Annotated in this window: 14 protein-coding genes; 7 read left to right on the forward strand and 7 right to left on the reverse strand. The window is 48.8% G+C overall.

Translation table 11 applies throughout. The features are described from left to right. Positions 1–217 precede the first annotated feature (217 nt). The 4 genes from H6F73_RS24750 (at position 218) to H6F73_RS24765 (ending at position 5,550) form a co-directional block, all read left to right on the forward strand. Complete coding sequence (locus H6F73_RS24750) at positions 218–736, forward strand: Fur family transcriptional regulator (RefSeq protein ID WP_190761424.1); 519 nt, start codon at positions 218–220, stop codon at positions 734–736. 203 nt (positions 737–939) lie between these two features. Next, positions 940–1,137 carry a hypothetical protein gene (locus H6F73_RS24755; protein ID WP_190761425.1) on the forward strand — a complete coding sequence of 66 codons (198 nt, stop codon included), beginning with the start codon at positions 940–942 and terminating at the stop codon, positions 1,135–1,137. 51 nt (positions 1,138–1,188) lie between these two features. After that, on the forward strand, positions 1,189–3,486 hold the full coding sequence (locus H6F73_RS24760) for a hypothetical protein (protein ID WP_190761426.1): 2,298 nt from the start codon (positions 1,189–1,191) through the stop codon (positions 3,484–3,486). Between the two features lie 222 nt (positions 3,487–3,708). Further along, complete coding sequence (locus H6F73_RS24765) at positions 3,709–5,550, forward strand: DUF3685 domain-containing protein (RefSeq protein WP_190761427.1); 1,842 nt, start codon at positions 3,709–3,711, stop codon at positions 5,548–5,550. Positions 5,551–5,691: 141 nt separating this feature from the next. Here the strand turns inward: H6F73_RS24765 and H6F73_RS24770 are convergent, their stop codons facing one another. Together H6F73_RS24770 and H6F73_RS27150 are read right to left on the reverse strand one after the other, a co-directional pair. After that, positions 5,692–6,429 (reverse strand): Uma2 family endonuclease, encoded by a 738-nt coding sequence (locus H6F73_RS24770; RefSeq protein ID WP_190761608.1) that lies wholly within the window; start codon positions 6,427–6,429, stop codon positions 5,692–5,694. A gap of 207 nt (positions 6,430–6,636) precedes the next feature. Next, the gene (locus H6F73_RS27150; RefSeq protein ID WP_277882649.1) at positions 6,637–6,765 is read right to left on the reverse strand and encodes a hypothetical protein; all 129 of its coding nucleotides are present in this window, start codon (positions 6,763–6,765) and stop codon (positions 6,637–6,639) included. Between the two features lie 636 nt (positions 6,766–7,401). On the opposite strand from H6F73_RS27150, the gene H6F73_RS24775 reads away from it, so the two are divergent. After that, on the forward strand, positions 7,402–7,755 hold the full coding sequence (locus H6F73_RS24775) for a DUF4258 domain-containing protein (protein WP_190666462.1): 354 nt from the start codon (positions 7,402–7,404) through the stop codon (positions 7,753–7,755). 232 nt (positions 7,756–7,987) lie between these two features. Continuing rightward, positions 7,988–8,428, forward strand: coding sequence for a hypothetical protein (locus tag H6F73_RS24780; RefSeq protein WP_190761428.1), 441 nt, complete (start codon positions 7,988–7,990; stop codon positions 8,426–8,428). 28 nt (positions 8,429–8,456) lie between these two features. Here H6F73_RS24780 and H6F73_RS24785 read toward each other — a convergent pair whose 3' ends face one another. From H6F73_RS24785 to H6F73_RS24805, 5 genes are all read right to left on the reverse strand, one after another. Then, entirely contained in the window at positions 8,457–8,858 is a 402-nt protein-coding gene (locus tag H6F73_RS24785) for a hypothetical protein (protein ID WP_242072644.1), read from the reverse strand. Positions 8,859–9,055: 197 nt separating this feature from the next. Continuing rightward, positions 9,056–9,847 (reverse strand): nickel pincer cofactor biosynthesis protein LarB, encoded by a 792-nt coding sequence (larB, locus tag H6F73_RS24790; RefSeq protein WP_190761429.1) that lies wholly within the window; start codon positions 9,845–9,847, stop codon positions 9,056–9,058. Positions 9,848–10,214: 367 nt separating this feature from the next. Next, complete coding sequence (locus H6F73_RS24795; protein ID WP_190761430.1) at positions 10,215–12,407, reverse strand: protein kinase; 2,193 nt, start codon at positions 12,405–12,407, stop codon at positions 10,215–10,217. Positions 12,408–12,748: 341 nt separating this feature from the next. Next, a complete protein-coding gene (locus H6F73_RS24800) occupies positions 12,749–12,925 on the reverse strand; it encodes a hypothetical protein (protein WP_190761431.1) in 177 nt (58 codons plus the stop codon). An 89-nt stretch (positions 12,926–13,014) separates the two neighbouring features. Next, complete coding sequence (locus H6F73_RS24805) at positions 13,015–14,145, reverse strand: GTP-binding protein (RefSeq protein WP_190761432.1); 1,131 nt, start codon at positions 14,143–14,145, stop codon at positions 13,015–13,017. 140 nt (positions 14,146–14,285) lie between these two features. Here H6F73_RS24805 and cysS point away from each other — a divergent pair, with 140 nt between their 5' ends. Then, positions 14,286–15,743 (forward strand): cysteine--tRNA ligase, encoded by a 1,458-nt coding sequence (cysS, locus tag H6F73_RS24810; protein ID WP_190761433.1) that lies wholly within the window; start codon positions 14,286–14,288, stop codon positions 15,741–15,743. Positions 15,744–15,784: the final 41 nt, after the last annotated feature.

Raw genomic sequence — 15,784 nt, forward strand, 5'->3', positions numbered from 1 at the left:
GATTCGCTTCCCTGTAGTTTATCAGAGAGCCGATCACCCAGCCCGTGCCGGTTGGCCTAATACTTGAGGCTATGATGAGATATCTGCTGCCACCCTCAGTTCGCTCTAAGCTCATCCCCAGCACAGGGGCTGCATCCAGAAATCGCAACCGGCCTCAAAAAACCTAGGATAGAATAATTAGAAAGACTCTTGAGACTGACTTTTTATAAAAAGAAGCATGAAAGATGAGGCGGTAGCTGTGAAACCAATTCGCTCATTAGAAGATGCTCTGAATCGCTGCCAGACGCTAGGTATGCGTTTGAGCCGGCAGCGCCGCTTCATTCTGGAACTCCTCTGGCAGGCGCAAGAACACCTGTCAGCACGAGAGATTTATGACCGATTAAATCACCAAGGGAAAGCCATCGGTCATACATCGGTGTACCAGAATTTAGAGGCGTTATCAACTCAGGGCATCATCGAGTGTATAGAACGCTCTGACGGTCGTTTATATGGCAATATCAGCGACTCCCACAGTCACGTCAACTGTCTGGATACCAATCAGATTATGGACGTACACGTGGAACTACCGGAAGAATTAATTGAGCAGCTTGAAAAACAAACGGGCGTGCGGATAACTGAGTATCGGATAGACTTTTACGGATATCGCTCAGTGCCGGCTCGCTCGCCAGCAGACACCCTTGCCACAACAGCACCCGCTCAGATAGAGCGCTCGGATCGCACTGATGTGTCATTTTAGGGGAAAAGTCTGAGTTTGTCTGGCTAGCCATTGCTCAGGCCGGTAAGGTCAGAAAAAAAATTAAGGCAATACAAACACAAATTGCGATCAATTCAGCCTAAAAACACTTTCAAGTTGCTTCTCAAGCCTATAATATGACGGCAAACTGACTTGCAATTCACAATTGACAAGCAGCCATTGAGCGACTTGGCCCTGATGGAGCCATGCTGAAAAGAGGAAGCAACGCAGGCACGCTCAACTGTCCGGATACCCAACTTTATTTAGTGGGTATTGAAGTGAAATCAGATTGGCCTGCTACAACGCGTTCCTTCTGCTGGCAAGCTGCCAGTTCCCAACCGAGTTTGGGGATCGAAGTTAAACCCAAGCAAATTGCTGCCGGCAAACTGTTAATGGCGTTTTAACTGAGACCTCCGAGGCAACAAGCGAACAAAGCGCACCGGAAAGCTGAAGCGATGGCGAACAGACAATTTGACCAATCCCGAACACCTACAGCCCGCAAATTCCTGATGCGACGCCGGCGCCAACCGATCGTAGGGCCAACAAGGGCCAACTCCGATCCCCCCACTGCCGCGATGCCCCAACCAAGTAGTGACACGATGACTCCCGTTCAAACTGACACACCGAAACCTCACAGCCAGCCCAGACGCCGGGATTGGGGATGGCCGCTCATTTGGCTGAGCGTGCTTCTCATATTTGGGGGAACCGCAGCTGGTGCCTTTTTCTGGTTAATCACCATGCCGCCGCCCATCAATTGCGAAAGTATTTCGCCCCTGTCGCCCGATATGGAGCGGCTGCAATGCGCTCAGCAGGCTGCTGCATCGCGCAAGGTAGACCAGCTGGTAAAAGGGTTGGCCTTGGTGAAGGACTGGCCGGCAGAACACCCACTTTATGGTCAGGCAACCCAGATGCGGGACGAATGGTCACAATCGCTGCTTGAAATCGCCCAAAATAAAATGGATGGGGGCGACTTAAAGAGCGCAATCGCAATTGCCGGTAATGTTCCGAAAAACAGCCCAGTCTATGCCGACGCTCAAATGCTGATGGCCCTTTGGCAGAAGGATTGGGATAAAGGAAAAATTCTTTACAATAAAGCGATAGAGGCGATCAAAACCCAGCAATGGCAGCAAGCAACCGCCTACGCTCAACAGATGGTTCGTCTGCGAAATGATTACTGGGGGCAGCAACGCTACGGTGAGTTGCTCAAGCAGATCGTTGCGGAAAGACAGGCGTGGGGTCAGCTGAAAGAAGCGCGGGACTTGGCCACCTACGAAACACCAGACGACTTAGAAAAGGCGCTCTCGCTAGTTCGCAAAATCGGCTCGAATAGCTATGCCTATACGTTAGCCAAAGCCGATATTGTTAAATGGAGCCGAAAGCTGCTCGATTTGGCGGCTAAACGGCTACAAGAACGGGATTTGGATGGGGCGATTTCTATCGCTAAACGCGTTCCGCAGGAATCCTCACTGTATGCAGAAGCTCAAGACTTTGTCTTGCTGAGCCGCGCAGAAATACTTGTACCTAATACAAAAAGTGGGCCTCAACAGCCGGCGGCAACCATTGTGGCGGTTCTAGAAGCCCAAGCCGCTGCCCGCAAGCTCGGGCCGGAGCGCCCCTTATACAAACAAGCTCAGGCAAAAATTACAGACTGGCAGGCACAACTGAAAGATTTGGTTCAGCTTCAGATGGCGAGTTCTCTGGCAAGTGTGGGCCAGGGATTGACCTACCAATTGGCCATTGACCAAGCGCAAATGGTGAAGCAGGAACGCCCCAGACGCATCTATGCACAAACTTTGATCGCCCAGTGGCGCAAGCAATTAGAACAGTCACAAGACCGGCCTTATGTCGTGCTGGCCCAGCAATTAGCGGAGTCGGGAACGATTAATGCTTTGAAGGCGGCGATCACCAAAGCGCGTCAAGTCACCCAAGGCCGGCCCTTACGCATAGAGGCTCAAACTCTGATCGCTTCTTGGAATAAACAAATCCAAACGCTGGAAGACCAACCAATCTTGGATCAGGCGCAAACAGTGGCGAAGCAGGGCAATCTGGGCAACGCAATTCGCATTGCTGAAAAAATTGGCCAAGGGCGGGCACTATATAAACAGGCTCGGACATCTATTGATGAGTGGGTGGGCCAAATTCAAATTGCGGAAGACCGGCCTAAGCTGAATGAAGCAACAAAACTGGCCGCTCAAGGCCGGCTGACAGAGGCGATTCAAGTGGCATCGCAAATCGGTTACGGTCGGGCGCTGTATTATGAAGCGCAGGACGGGATCGGTCGCTGGGCGGCAGAACGGGATGCTATTCGTGCGGCTCAGCAACCTGCTGTAACGGCTCAGGAAAGTTATCCAGCAGAATCTTACAGCCCACCGGCACAAGAGTATTATCCCCCCGCAGAAGCTTATAACCCACCGGCCCAAAATTACGCACCGCCGGCAGAACCGTATAACCCACCAGCAGAGGCTTATGTGCCGCCGGCAGAACCTTATGTGCCGCCGGCAGAACCTTATGTGCCGCCAGCAGAACCTTATGTGCCGCCGGCAGAACCTTATGTGCCGCCGGTCGAGTCTTACAGCCCCCCGCCAGAAGAACCTTATTACCCGCCAGCAGAGTCTTACAACCCCCCGCCAGAAGAACCTTATTACCCGCCGGCAGAGTCTTACAACCCCCCGCCGGCTGAACCCCCGGCAGCTGCGCCGCCACCTGCTGCACCCCCAGCGGCTGAACCCCTACCTATGGATGGAATTGAGTGAGGTGAGCTACCTGGTGGCAGAATTGAGAATAGAAAGTAGAGGAAGCGATTAATCGGTTTTTCGCTGCTTTATTCTTGATTGTTGAAAACAAACCTTCATGTCACCCTTGATCTTCCCGCTATATCCCTAGGAGATAGCGGGAAGATTAATGGCAATGACAAATAGATGTGCGGCAATCCATCCTTAAAATGCTTAAATCCTATCTTGTCGCTGACCAGTGTCATGAGCGAGCGCTCCTTGAAACTGCTACTAATTGATGATGACCCCATTTTTCGCATCGGTCTGCGTACTGTGTGTGAGCAGTTTCCTGACTTGCAAGTAGTGGCAGAAACTGCAGAGGGTTCAGAGGCTTTACGTCTGCTAGAGGAGCGTGTCAAACAGGAGACGGGGAGAGCTGTAGATCAGGTCGATTTAGTCATTTTAGAATTAGGATCGGGCTTGTCTGCGCCGGCTGGGATGCCGGGACTGACTTTGTGCGACCGGCTGAACACTCAGTACCCTCAAGTGCCGGTGTTGGTGATCAGTGCTTTCAGCGATTTGTCGGTACTAACAGCAGTACAGCGAGCCGGTGTTAAGGGTTTTTGCCCGAAAGGTACAGCCACTGCTGAGTTAATTGCTGCGATCCGTGAGGTTGCCGATGGCGGCACTTATTGGTCAGATGTCAAAAGTCTGAGATCGCTGGTTCCCCGCCCGTCTTCAGCCGAAGTGCGAATGCCGGCAAAGTCGGACGCCAGAGCAAGCCGCCCGCTGGCCAACCTGCGACGAACCCTGAGTTTACCTGGGCTGCGGCAAATTGATGCAACGATTGAGAATTTGACAGTCCAACTGCAAAATCCGGCTCTATCAGACTTGGATCGAGCGGTTCTACAGGGACGCCGAAGAGAACTGCGAGCCGCCCGCTGGTTGGTGAACCAAGTGCTGGCTCCAAATTCTTTACCACCGGCACCCCAGCCCCCGTCTGCCTATGACTGGAGCGAGCGAGAAGACTTTTCGCCCCAAAATTCGCCTGAAGCGTCTGGGCAAACGATAGAGCTTGACCCGGAAGCAGGCCGGTTGCAGCGCCAAACAACCGGCTCGGAAATGAGTTTTAGAGCGTTGCGCTCAGAATTATTTGAAGCGACTCTTGCTAAGCTAAATTCTAGTCTGCCCAATTTGACGAGTGTAGCCCTGGAAATTGATATTTTACGGGCAGAAAAAAAACAAGAATTGCTATCTATTATCCTGCGTCAGTTAGAAGAAGTGCTGGATGAACTGCGCTTTTCCGAAGTACAGGCAGATCAGCTTAGTGAAAAACAATATGCAATTGTCCGGGATTTGTGGGAAAAGGTAACGACCGAATTTTTTGGCAAATATTATACGCTATTGCTACCTGTGGGTGAGGTGGAAGTGGTGCCGGTGTTCTTGCAAGAAGAGGCAGTTGTCCAGAATGCTATTTTGAATAAAATCCCTCAAGTTGCTGAATTTATTGCTCATGTGCTATTTCAAACTCCCTTAAAAATTGACAATGTTGCCTACCCTGCCGGCAGTACAGAAGCGTTGCTCCGAGCGGAGGCTTTACTGCACAACTTGATGATTCAAGTTGCAAATGCAGTGATCCAACCTCTGTTAAATTATTTTCCGGATGTAGAGGAAATTAAACAGAGTTTTTATGACCGGCGCTGGATTTCTACCCGATCAATTGAAAAGTTTCGCAACAATTTGTCTTGGAAATACCGTCTGGAAAAGTATTTTGGGGAACCCACAGCGATTTTTGAAAGCCGGTATTGGTTGTTCTTGTTCACTTATCGCGGCATCGGGAAAATTCCTATTTATGCCCCCCGCCGTGAGGAGTTAATGCAACTGTCAGGAATTCCCCTAGCGGTAACGCTGGTACTAGAAAGCCGTGATGCGGTTGCGCCTCGCTTGCGATCAGCGGTTGCTTTTGCCGGCAACGGTGTTGTTTATGTACTTACTCAAGTAATTGGCCGGGGTCTAGGCTTGATCGGTCGCGGAATTATACAGGGAATCGGGAGTTCTTGGCAAGAAAGCAAGTTTAATAAAAGCAGCCCACGGCAGAATAAATAAATTTAATTTGCCTATTTAAACGCACAACGGCCTAACCACTTTTAATAGGAATCATTTGAGCCGTTTGTTATTCCTTCACTTCGACCCATGCCAACCGCATGGTGCAAACTCAAGCCAGACTCGGTTTTTTGCCTTGTCAACTCAAGATGAGATTTCATCAGGATTGATGCCAAGGGAACGCAAGTGAGCCGCTAACCGCTCAGCTTGTTGCAGCGCAGCTTCTTTTGCTTGACGCTCTTGCTCTACCAATTCCACACCCCATAATAACAACTGCTCACTTTCATCCCACCAGCGCAACCAGTAGCCGGTGCGATCTGCCTTTGTGCCTTCCCAGACGCCTAGAAATAACTCGATGCCGGCAATCCAGTAGCGCCGATTTGCATCTGGCTGTTGCAGCTGATAGCGTCCTGAATTTAACTGATACACCTCCAGTAATCCAGTTGCCGGTTCAAAAATTGCATAGATTGGCACTTGCAAGATTTGTTCGTAAAAAAACCACTTACCGGGAGGGTAAGTTGGCTTAATCGAATACTCGCCTCCCTCTGTCGCTGAAAGAAACTCCATCACAATTGAGGGAACTTCACCTTCCAGGTTAGGTGTGTAACTGCGGCGAGGCTGATCAGAGTCATCTGGCAGCACAGAGCGCACATAAACCCAATCGGGAGCTTTAATCACAAATTTGCCGCTTACAGTGGCGCACAGACCGAAATTAGTGGCGATTAGCATCGGTTCTTGAATGCGCCCTGCTAATTCTAAGGCTTCGCTTAAGGCTGCGGCTAGCAATGGCTGGTTAAGGTTATCCACCGGCTCGTCATCTAGTTGATAATCATCAGGCAATTTTTCCCACGTAATACTATAGTTATTAACGGCTACAGTCATCATGCCCTCCAGTGTAGCTTGACAATATTTGATCTGAATTTAGCCTATCTTATTTTACTAATTGCTAATTGTTTAACAATTAAATCTATCTTTATTCTGCCTTTGTTATTGCCGGCGTTGATATCAAAGATTTAAGGATTGCCTGCACTCTGTAAAGAAGTAATGAAGGCTTGTTATATCACGCAGATTTTTCCAATTAATTCAATATTATACCGGCTTTAGAGGAATCATTAAACTTAGCAACTCTCCTACCGGCTTAAAAATGCCATAGGTTCCTGCAACCCGGTTGTGGGGAATCAGGTTGAGGAAAAAATGCCAATCTGTATTCACCGGCACAGCGAAACCCTCCTAAAACATTAGATGAACAAAGCAGATACTTCTTCATCGGGGTTTTCTGCGCTATCGCTGTTTTCAGCTATCAGGAAAATGCTTTTAAAACTGACAATTAGGCAAAATACTCTCAAATCACCAATTTCTCGCCGATTTCCTCGCTCTCACAAACGTATTCGCTGCAAAGTGAGGAATTTTATTTCCTTGTACATTTGGCTGAAGTTGAAGATTTCGTCAAAAAAGCCTCGCGATCCGCCGCTAACCCGCTTCTTGCTCCAAAAGTCAATAATCTTTAACACCTCGTGAGAGTGCCGATGTTAATCTCAGGACAACACTGGGAAAACTTTAATATACCCAATTGTTGGGTATTTTCTGCTTTGCTGCATTGAGGGTGAGAGTGGTTGCAGGTGCTCTACACGCTTCTAGCACATGATTTTTGCCAAGCTTTCCGAAACTGCTTTCTGCGGAGTGTATTTAACAAATGGAGGAATTTTTTAATTAGTTTTTACATTTCTTCGCAAAAATTAATAGTTTGCATGAATTCTATTTAATTTTTGCTTGATTTTCCTGATTCTCTTTTCTATATTCTATCCAGTTCTACCTACTTCTTCCACATGAATTATCAAATCAGAGGCTACAAAAATGGACGCCAACAAGAAAATTACGCGACTGGTCGAAAAAGATGAAAATCAAACCCATATCGGGATTTTAATTAGCGTAAATCGCCGAAAAGATAGCAATCATTTGCAAAGGCGGCAACAGCAGCGGGCGATTAGTAATGCGATGATTGAAGTCGCTCTTATGTATGGAACCAAAGGATTCAGTAGAGGGGCGCTCGTATTTACCCTGAATGATCGAAGCTTGCGACATAGCCCTTATTATCAGTTTATTGATGTTTTAAGAGGGTTAAGAGTTGTCTGTCTTGCCGGCCCGCCTAATCCCAAAATTCTAACCGCATATTGGCACGAAAAAACGAAGCGTCGGGTTCGTAAATAAAGCAAAACGCTATTCAATAAAGCTTGCAACAAATAAACCTACTGCTTAAACCGGCAATACCCGCGCCCTAGAGAGTGTGGGGCGATGCTGCATGGCTGATCAGGGGTATAAGGAATCGGGAAGTGTGAGAATTACGGTTTAGGTGGCAACTTAAGATCAGCGGTAAACAGGAAGTCATTAAACAGAAATATAATAAGCTCATCTAATTTTTAGGTGCTATGGGACTTGGGCGATGAAACGAATCGGAAAGCAGCCACGCCGGTACAAATTCTTCTTTCAGAACCCTTACAGGGACGTGCGGTTCTCTTACTGCCCGAAGTGCGAAGGCAAAACAAAACTGCGTAAAGTGCCCCTGGTGATTCATCTTGAACCGCAACAGCCGGTTGTCCTTAACAAGTCTTGTCGCTACTGCCCCGCCTGCGACTTGCTAATTGCCCATCAGGATGAAGTTGAGGAGCAACTAGCCTATCTATGCAGCCAGCGGCAGCCAGACTTAACCGGCAACGAGTACCTAATTATGGGCACAATGGATCGGGCTGACTGGCAGCGCAGTTGCGAACAACCGATGAAGCCGGCGGAAATGTTAGATTGCCTGTATGTGTTCAAGCAAGTGTTAAAGTTTGAGCCAAATAAGTGGATCAAATTAAACGTGGAATGGAAAGCTGTGGATTAATTCAAGGCTTGAGATTGAAAATCGAGAATCAATCTGCGCTATCATTGTTACCCCCTTTGCCCCTCTCTCTATCGAAACTGGAAGGATGCTGAGGAGTCAGCATTTCTGAGATAGGCTTGCCGGCAGACTCTGGGGCAAAATTCCTTAACAGCGATTGTAGCTTCATGCGAGGAATATAAGGCCACCCGCCATCAGCTTCAATATCCCGCAGCAAGGCGTATAGCGCCTGCCGGTTATCGGGTAAAGACGGTTGAAACACATTATCCTGAACCTCTCGATGCAAAGTCTCTAGCATCCGCAATAGCTCTAAAATCGCCAGTGTATCCCCTTGCCGGTGTTTGGCTAAGGTACGGATCTCAGTGGCAAGGGCTTGCAGTTCAACCGGCAATTGTTCTGAATCTAAATTTTGGCCACTGTTCGTGCTGCCCATCTGTCTTACTTAGGTCAAAAATATGAAACGTTTAAACATTATTGCAGGTCTGTTCGATCAGATGGGCTTGCTAGAGACTGTTAGCGAACACCGGCTAAACATCTTTTCCACTCAAAGGCTAAACTGGGATTCCTGGGTTAGCGTGCTGAACAATGCCAAATGCCGGTAAAACCTCCCGATTTTTTGAGGTTAAAATTTCAACACGTTCCTTCTGATGATAGCTTTAACCTGTGAGCGGTTCTCAAAATTTGCCCAGCCAAAATAGCTGCACCAAAGCCATTATCGATATTCACTACACCCACACCGGCAGCACAAGAATTTAACATTGTCAAGAGGGGAGCGAGGCCACCAAAACTCGCACCATAGCCAACACTGGTGGGAACAGCAATCACCGGACAATCGGCGATCCCGGCAACGACACTCGGTAAAGCCCCTTCCATGCCGGCAACGACAATCAGCACATCGGCGGCGTCAATCACATGGCGGTTACTCAGCAGCCGGTGAATGCCGGCAACCCCCACATCCCAGAGGCGAAGCACCTCAAAGCCACAAAGGCTGGCAGTGCAAGCGGCTTCCTCCGCCACCGGCAAATCCGCTGTGCCGGCACTCAAAATGCCAACTACACCTGGATTTTGAGGTTGTAGCGCTGCCGGCACAGTGGCGCAAATTCGGGCTTCTGGATAATAATAAAGACCCCTAACTTTCTCCTGCAACTGAGCGCAGACAGCCGGTTCAATGCGCGTCGCCATCACAACCGGATGATTACGGCGCATTGTTTCGATAATCTGAGCGATTTGTTCAGGAGTTTTACCCGGTCCCCAAATCACTTCGGGAAAGCCGGTTCTCAAGCTGCGGTGATTGTCAATTCGGGCAAAATCACCCACCGGCTCAAAATCAAAATGCTTGAGTTTATTCAGGGCGTCTTCTGGGGTTACAGTGCCGGCGGCAACAGCTTTGAGTAAAGATTGTAAAGCTTCAGGTTGAGTCACAGTATCAGCTATCAGCAAAGACAGTATTAGAGGGAGCAAATTTTATATTGACATCTGATTGCTAGCTTAAGGGAATTTTTCTGCCAGAAAGCAGCACTAAAATTCTGCCAGACTTAACCAGACGCGCTGCCGGTTTCCAGAGATAACCGAACACGGCTTTCGGCAAGTTTTAAGCAACTCATAATTTGGCAAGTTTTAATCGTTCACTGATGAAAATACTTTTGATTTTTAAACACTAAGAAAGAGATGATTAAAAAAATAGAATCAAGAAGAGTTTTTGTTACAAAACCTGTAAAAGCTAGAAAAAAATTACGAAGATAAAATCCAAGAGAACACGTTGAAAACAGTTTTTTGCTCCTGTATTATTCTACTGCAATCGCCAAATCTTAATCGTATAGTCCTCACTGCTACTCGCCAGGGTTTGGCCATCCGGGCCGAGAGCGAGGTCATGAATCGAGTCTGAATGTCCTTTGACAGTAGCCAGTAGCTGACCCGTAGCCAAATCCCACAACTTTATTGTGCCGTCCACACTGCCCCCCCCACTGACCATAGTCTTGCTATCTGGAGTAATCACAACGGCATTGACTGCATCTAAATGCCCCAGAAATGTGCGCTGTAACTGGCCGAGACTGAGATCCCATACATTAATGCTGCCATCCACGCTGCCACTGGCGAGGGTACGGCCATCTGGGCTAAAGGCAACAGATTGGACGCGGCGTGAGTGACCCTCAAGGGATTGGATCGGACTGCAAGGCTGTGCACCGGCACAACCAACTTGCAGATCCCACAACTTAACCGTGCTGTCAAAGCCACCACTGGCTAGCATCCGGCCATCCGGACTAAAGGCAAGGGCATTCACCCCGCTTGCGTGGCCAGAAAGTGTACTGCCCACTTGGCCGGTGGCCAAATTCCACAACTTAACCGTGCTGTCGAAACTGCCACTGGCTAAGGTTTTGCCATCGGGACTGAAAGCAATGGTGTTGACCGAACCGGAATGTCCATCCAGGGTGCTTTTCAGGGTGCCGGTGCCGAGATCCCACAATTTAACGGTTTTGTCGCCACTGCTGCTGGCTAGGGTTTTGCCGTCTGGACTGATGGCAACTGACCAAACCTCATTAGTATGGCCCGTGAGGGTATGAAGCAGTTTACCCGCCGGCAGATTCCAAATTTTCACCGTCTTGTCAACACTGCCGCTGACAAGGGTCTGACCATCTGCGCTAATGGCAACGCTGGTGACACCCCATAAATGATCAGCAAGGGTAGTGGCGAAAACAGCCTTTTTCCAAAGGTTCTCTGGCCGGCGCACAGCTTTTTCACTCTGCAATTCCTTCGCAGAAACTGCTTCCCGTGGCACCGAACTGGCCACCGGCAGATTTACCTGAGCGGGAAAATACTGATAAAATTCCATTCCCGCCCCAGCAAACAGCAGGCTAGCGCCCACACCGGCAACGACGAGGAAGACAAGGCCACCCACTAACTTCTGGTGAAGCGGGCTGAGCTTTTTGTTTCTGGACTTGGCGACTGTAGCAGACCGTCTTTTGCTTTTCCCACGGCGCAAGCTAGCCAGGGGAACCGCCGCGCCTCGGTATTGTGGAACTCCCCGATGGTTGGCTGGAAACTGCGCCGGCTGATAAGAAACCTGAGGCTGAGGTGCGGCGCGTTCCAAATCGATGAGGCGCTGTAAAATGACTTGGGTGTTTTGAGGCCGGTTTCCTGGAAACGGTGCCATCAAATAATCAATTAAATCGGCCACCGGCTTGGAAACTTGCTTGGCCTGATCTCGCCAGATTAACTCCCCTGTCAGGGGACTTTCGGGGAAATCATTGGGATCGTGGCCGGTTAACAAATAGACAAAGGTGCGTCCCAAGGCAAAGAAATCAGACTGGGGAACTGCTTTGCCATTCGCTTGTTCAGGTGGCGTATAACCTGGTGAAACAATGCCGGTGACTTTATGGCCACCGCCGCCAACTTTAGCTAAATAGGTGCCGGTGACTTCCCGAACGGTGCCAAAGTCAATCAACACCAGCTGGCCGTTGGGGCGCACCATGATGTTAGACGGCTTAATATCGCGATGGAAATACTGCTGCTGGTGGACTTGATGTAAAATTTCTGCCAGCTGTTTTAACCAGAGCAGTGCCTGATTTTGCAAGATCGGTCGGTTTGCCCGACCGCTTAGCCACTCTTCTAAATTAGAGCCTTCTATTTTCTCCATCACCAGGCAGTGCAATGGCTGCGGGCTGTTTCTGGGCGAAAAAGTAAAGTAGCCATCTGGCTGCACTTTGGGAATGCCGGGATGCTGCAAGTTTCCTAAAACTTGGGCTTCTCGCTGAAACAGAGAGACGGCTTTGGGGTTGTTGCCTATCAGAATTTTTAAGACTTTCAGCGATCCTCGGTCATCTTCGACTTCAAAAGTTTTGCCGAAGCCGCCTTCTCCCAAGAGCTGCTTGACTCGATAATTTCCTCGCACTACCAGCAATGAGCCGCAATGCCGGCAAATGCGGTTTTGAGCGTTCAATGAGTCAGCTGGGTTGGGACAGTTGGGATTAAGGCAGTAACTCACGGAAGGTACATTAACCTTAAGTTAAGTTTTGAAGATTATTACAAACCTAGAGGGGACAGAGCGACCACCTCTGTAATGAGTCATGTTAAATGATTGCGCTAACGGTGTCTTTTTCCCGGAAATTAAAATTATCCGGTTGGGCCAGGGCAGCTTTAGGGTTTTGAGCGTTAGTGGTTATCTATGTTAAAGGCTTTTTCCTGTATGGTACAACAGTCGTGAAAATTTGCCGACTGTTCAAAAAGCGAGAAGCCGGGATTAGGGAATGAGGGAATTTGAAATTGTGTTCCTTTGTTAAGGAAAAATTTACAGGATGAAGTTTTGTGCCCCCAAATGAGCCAGTTTTAAGATAGTGGGCAGTTGCGACCGGCAGCCAACGTGTGTTGGGACAATTGAGAGCCGGCACACTCAATCAAAGAATTTGCCGGCCCTGCAGGTAATTCTCTCAGAATTTGGGGGCTATCGCTCAACCGGCTGCACTTTTGGATGGAACAATGGGTTGGGTTTGCCAAGTTGCTCAAATCCGTTTTTGCCCGAAATGGTTGAGCGATTTCCCGCCGGCAGTTTCAGAAAAGAATCTAGTTTTTATTGGATTCTTTTCTTTTTAGGTTTATTTGCCAAAACCCTTGCCGCGACTGGTAGAAGGCAGGCAGACACAAGCTTGAATTTGCGAGAGTAAAGTTTCGCGGTCTAAATCTTGTCCAATTAAAACTAATTGGTTCTTAGGCTTACCATTCCACTCGTCATCATCAATTGAGAAGCGCTTGCCGCTGAGGTGAAAAATGTGACGTTTGGGGCTTTCATCAAACCACATAATTCCCTTAGCGCGGAAGACATTAGCGGGCAATTGATTGTCTAAGAAATACTGAAATCTTTTAATTGACAAGGGTTTGTCAGTCTCGAAAGAAACGGAAATAAACCCGTCATTTTCTAAGTGATTTGAGTGATGATGGTGGTGTTCGTGGTCGTGGTCGTGAGCGCAATGACCATGATCGTGATCGCATTCCGCATGGTCATCGTGATCGTGGTGATCATGATGATCATGGTGTTCGTGGTGTTCGTGCGCCGGCTCATTCGTTTGGAAATACTTATCAGTCTCAAACAAACCCACGCTGAGAATCAATGGCAGCGGCACTTGTGAGTGTTTTGTGCGAATAATTCTCGCCCCTGCTTTCACATCACGAATCTTGACTTCTAAAAGATCCAAATTCGCTTCATCGACCAAATCTGCTTTGTTGAGCAAAATGACATCGCCGTAGGCAATTTGACTGGAAGCGGCTTGGCTGTTAAACAAGTCAAGGCTAAAATTTTCTGCATCTACGACCGTAACGATGGAGTCTAAGCGGGTTAAATCGCGCAGTTCGGTGCCTAAAAACGTGAATGCCACCGGCAGCGGATCGGCTAGGCCGGTTGTCTCCACAACCATGTAGTCCACCTTCTCCGGTCGCTCTAAAATCTTGTAGACGGCTTCGAGTAAATCATTGTTGATGGTGCAGCAGATGCAGCCGTTGCTCAGCTCCACCATATCATCGCCGGTGGCGACAATCAGCTCATTATCGATGCCAATTTCACCAAACTCATTCACCAAAACCGCTGTTTTTACGCCTTCCTGGTTGGTGAGGATGTGGTTGAGTAGGGTCGTTTTGCCGCTGCCAAGGAAGCCGGTGATGATCGTAACCGGCAGCCCATGTTTGGGAGTCTCTATCGTCGGTGAGTTGTCGGGGGTGACTGCTGATTGCATAGCGTCGCTGTCAAAAACGTCAGAAAATGGGAGGATAGCGTTACGAGGATGTTGGCTGATATCCCAGCTAACCTCATTATTGCCGATCTATAGGTTGTTCTTGCCGGTTTCAGCCCAGCTGTTTTCACGATTGCTTTGTTATGGCCCTTACAATTTACAACACCCTGACTCGTCGCGACGAACCGTTTCAGCCGTTAGAAGCCGGCAAGGTGCGGATGTATTGCTGTGGCGTCACGGTTTATGATTACTGCCACTTGGGCCATGCCCGCTCTTATATTGTTTGGGATACGGTGCGCCGGTATTTAAAATGGCGGGGCTATGATGTGCGCTACGTGCAGAATTTTACCGATATTGATGACAAAATTCTCAACCGCGCTAGGGAACAAGGATCTTCAATGGAAGAAGTGGCCAATCGGTTTACGGAAGCCTATTTTGAAGATATGAAGCGGCTGAATGTATTGGAAGCGGATGAGTATCCCCGCGCCACTCACACCCTGGATGGCATTAAGCGGCTGATCCACGAGTTGGAAACTAAAGGTTTTGCTTACCCGGCAGCCGGGGACGTTTACTTTGCGGTACGGCGGTTTGGGGAGTATGGCAAGCTGTCGGGACGCAAGCTAGACGATATGCAAGCCGGCGCGAGTGGACGCGTGGGAGTGGAAGATCCAGAAGCGCAAAAGAAGAAAGATCCCTTTGATTTTGCCCTGTGGAAGGCGGCAAAACCCGGAGAACCGGCTTGGGAGTCGCCTTGGGGTGCCGGTCGTCCGGGATGGCATATTGAATGCTCAGCAATGGTACGCGATCGCTTAGGAGAAAGCATTGATATTCATGTCGGCGGCGCAGATTTAATTTTCCCCCATCACGAGAATGAAATTGCCCAATCTGAAGCAGTCACCGGCCAACCTTTAGCGCGTTACTGGCTGCATAATGGCATGGTGAATGTGGATGGTGAAAAAATGTCTAAATCTTTGGGCAACTTCACTACAATTCGACAGTTATTAGATGCGCCCAATGCGCCAGATCCAATGGCAGTGCGGTTATTTGTTTTGCAAGCGCACTACCGCAAGCCGGTTGATTTCACCGGCGAGGCAATGGCTGCGATTCAAAATGGTTGGAATACCCTCAAAGATGGTTTGCTGTTTGGTTATGAGTGCGGGGATCGACTCGGTTGGGAGAAAGCAGGGGAGAATTTACTAAACACTGAACAGGTTGAGAGATTCCAAGCGGCGGTGGATGAGGATTTTAATTTCTCAGGCGGTTTAGCGGTGCTGTTTGAACTCGCGAAGGAGTTGCAAAAAGAGCAAAATATTCTTGTCCATGAGGGGAAAACAAAAACGCCTGCCGGTGAGTTACAGCAAAAGTGGCACACGCTCGTAGAATTAGCGCAAGTGTTAGGTTTAGAAGCGCTGCCGGTGGAAAAAGCTGAGGCTGCCGGTGGTTTAAGTGACGCGGAGATTGAAGCTTTAATTCAGCAACGAAAGGATGCTCGTAAGGCGAAAAACTTTGCGGAAGGGGATCGCATCCGCAATGAACTTCAAGATCAAGGAATAACTTTAATTGATCAGCCGGGAGGTGTAACGCTCTGGCATCGCAATTAAGCGGTAATTCCTGAATGTTTAATCAAAACAGAGAGGTTTTT

Source organism: Microcoleus sp. FACHB-68, assembly GCF_014695715.1.
Classification (GTDB): Bacteria; Cyanobacteriota; Cyanobacteriia; order Cyanobacteriales; family Oscillatoriaceae; genus FACHB-68.

Coding starts and splice junctions, on each gene's coding strand:
- H6F73_RS24750 (WP_190761424.1), top strand. CDS start 218: ATGAAAGATGAGGCGGTAGCTGTGAAACCAATTCGCTCATTAGAAGAT.
- H6F73_RS24755 (WP_190761425.1), top strand. CDS start 940: ATGCTGAAAAGAGGAAGCAACGCAGGCACGCTCAACTGTCCGGATACC.
- H6F73_RS24760 (WP_190761426.1), top strand. CDS start 1,189: ATGGCGAACAGACAATTTGACCAATCCCGAACACCTACAGCCCGCAAA.
- H6F73_RS24765 (WP_190761427.1), top strand. CDS start 3,709: ATGAGCGAGCGCTCCTTGAAACTGCTACTAATTGATGATGACCCCATT.
- H6F73_RS24770 (WP_190761608.1), bottom strand. CDS start 6,429: ATGACTGTAGCCGTTAATAACTATAGTATTACGTGGGAAAAATTGCCT.
- H6F73_RS24775 (WP_190666462.1), top strand. CDS start 7,402: ATGGACGCCAACAAGAAAATTACGCGACTGGTCGAAAAAGATGAAAAT.
- H6F73_RS24780 (WP_190761428.1), top strand. CDS start 7,988: ATGAAACGAATCGGAAAGCAGCCACGCCGGTACAAATTCTTCTTTCAG.
- H6F73_RS24785 (WP_242072644.1), bottom strand. CDS start 8,858: ATGGGCAGCACGAACAGTGGCCAAAATTTAGATTCAGAACAATTGCCG.
- H6F73_RS24805 (WP_190761432.1), bottom strand. CDS start 14,145: ATGCAATCAGCAGTCACCCCCGACAACTCACCGACGATAGAGACTCCC.
- cysS (WP_190761433.1), top strand. CDS start 14,286: ATGGCCCTTACAATTTACAACACCCTGACTCGTCGCGACGAACCGTTT.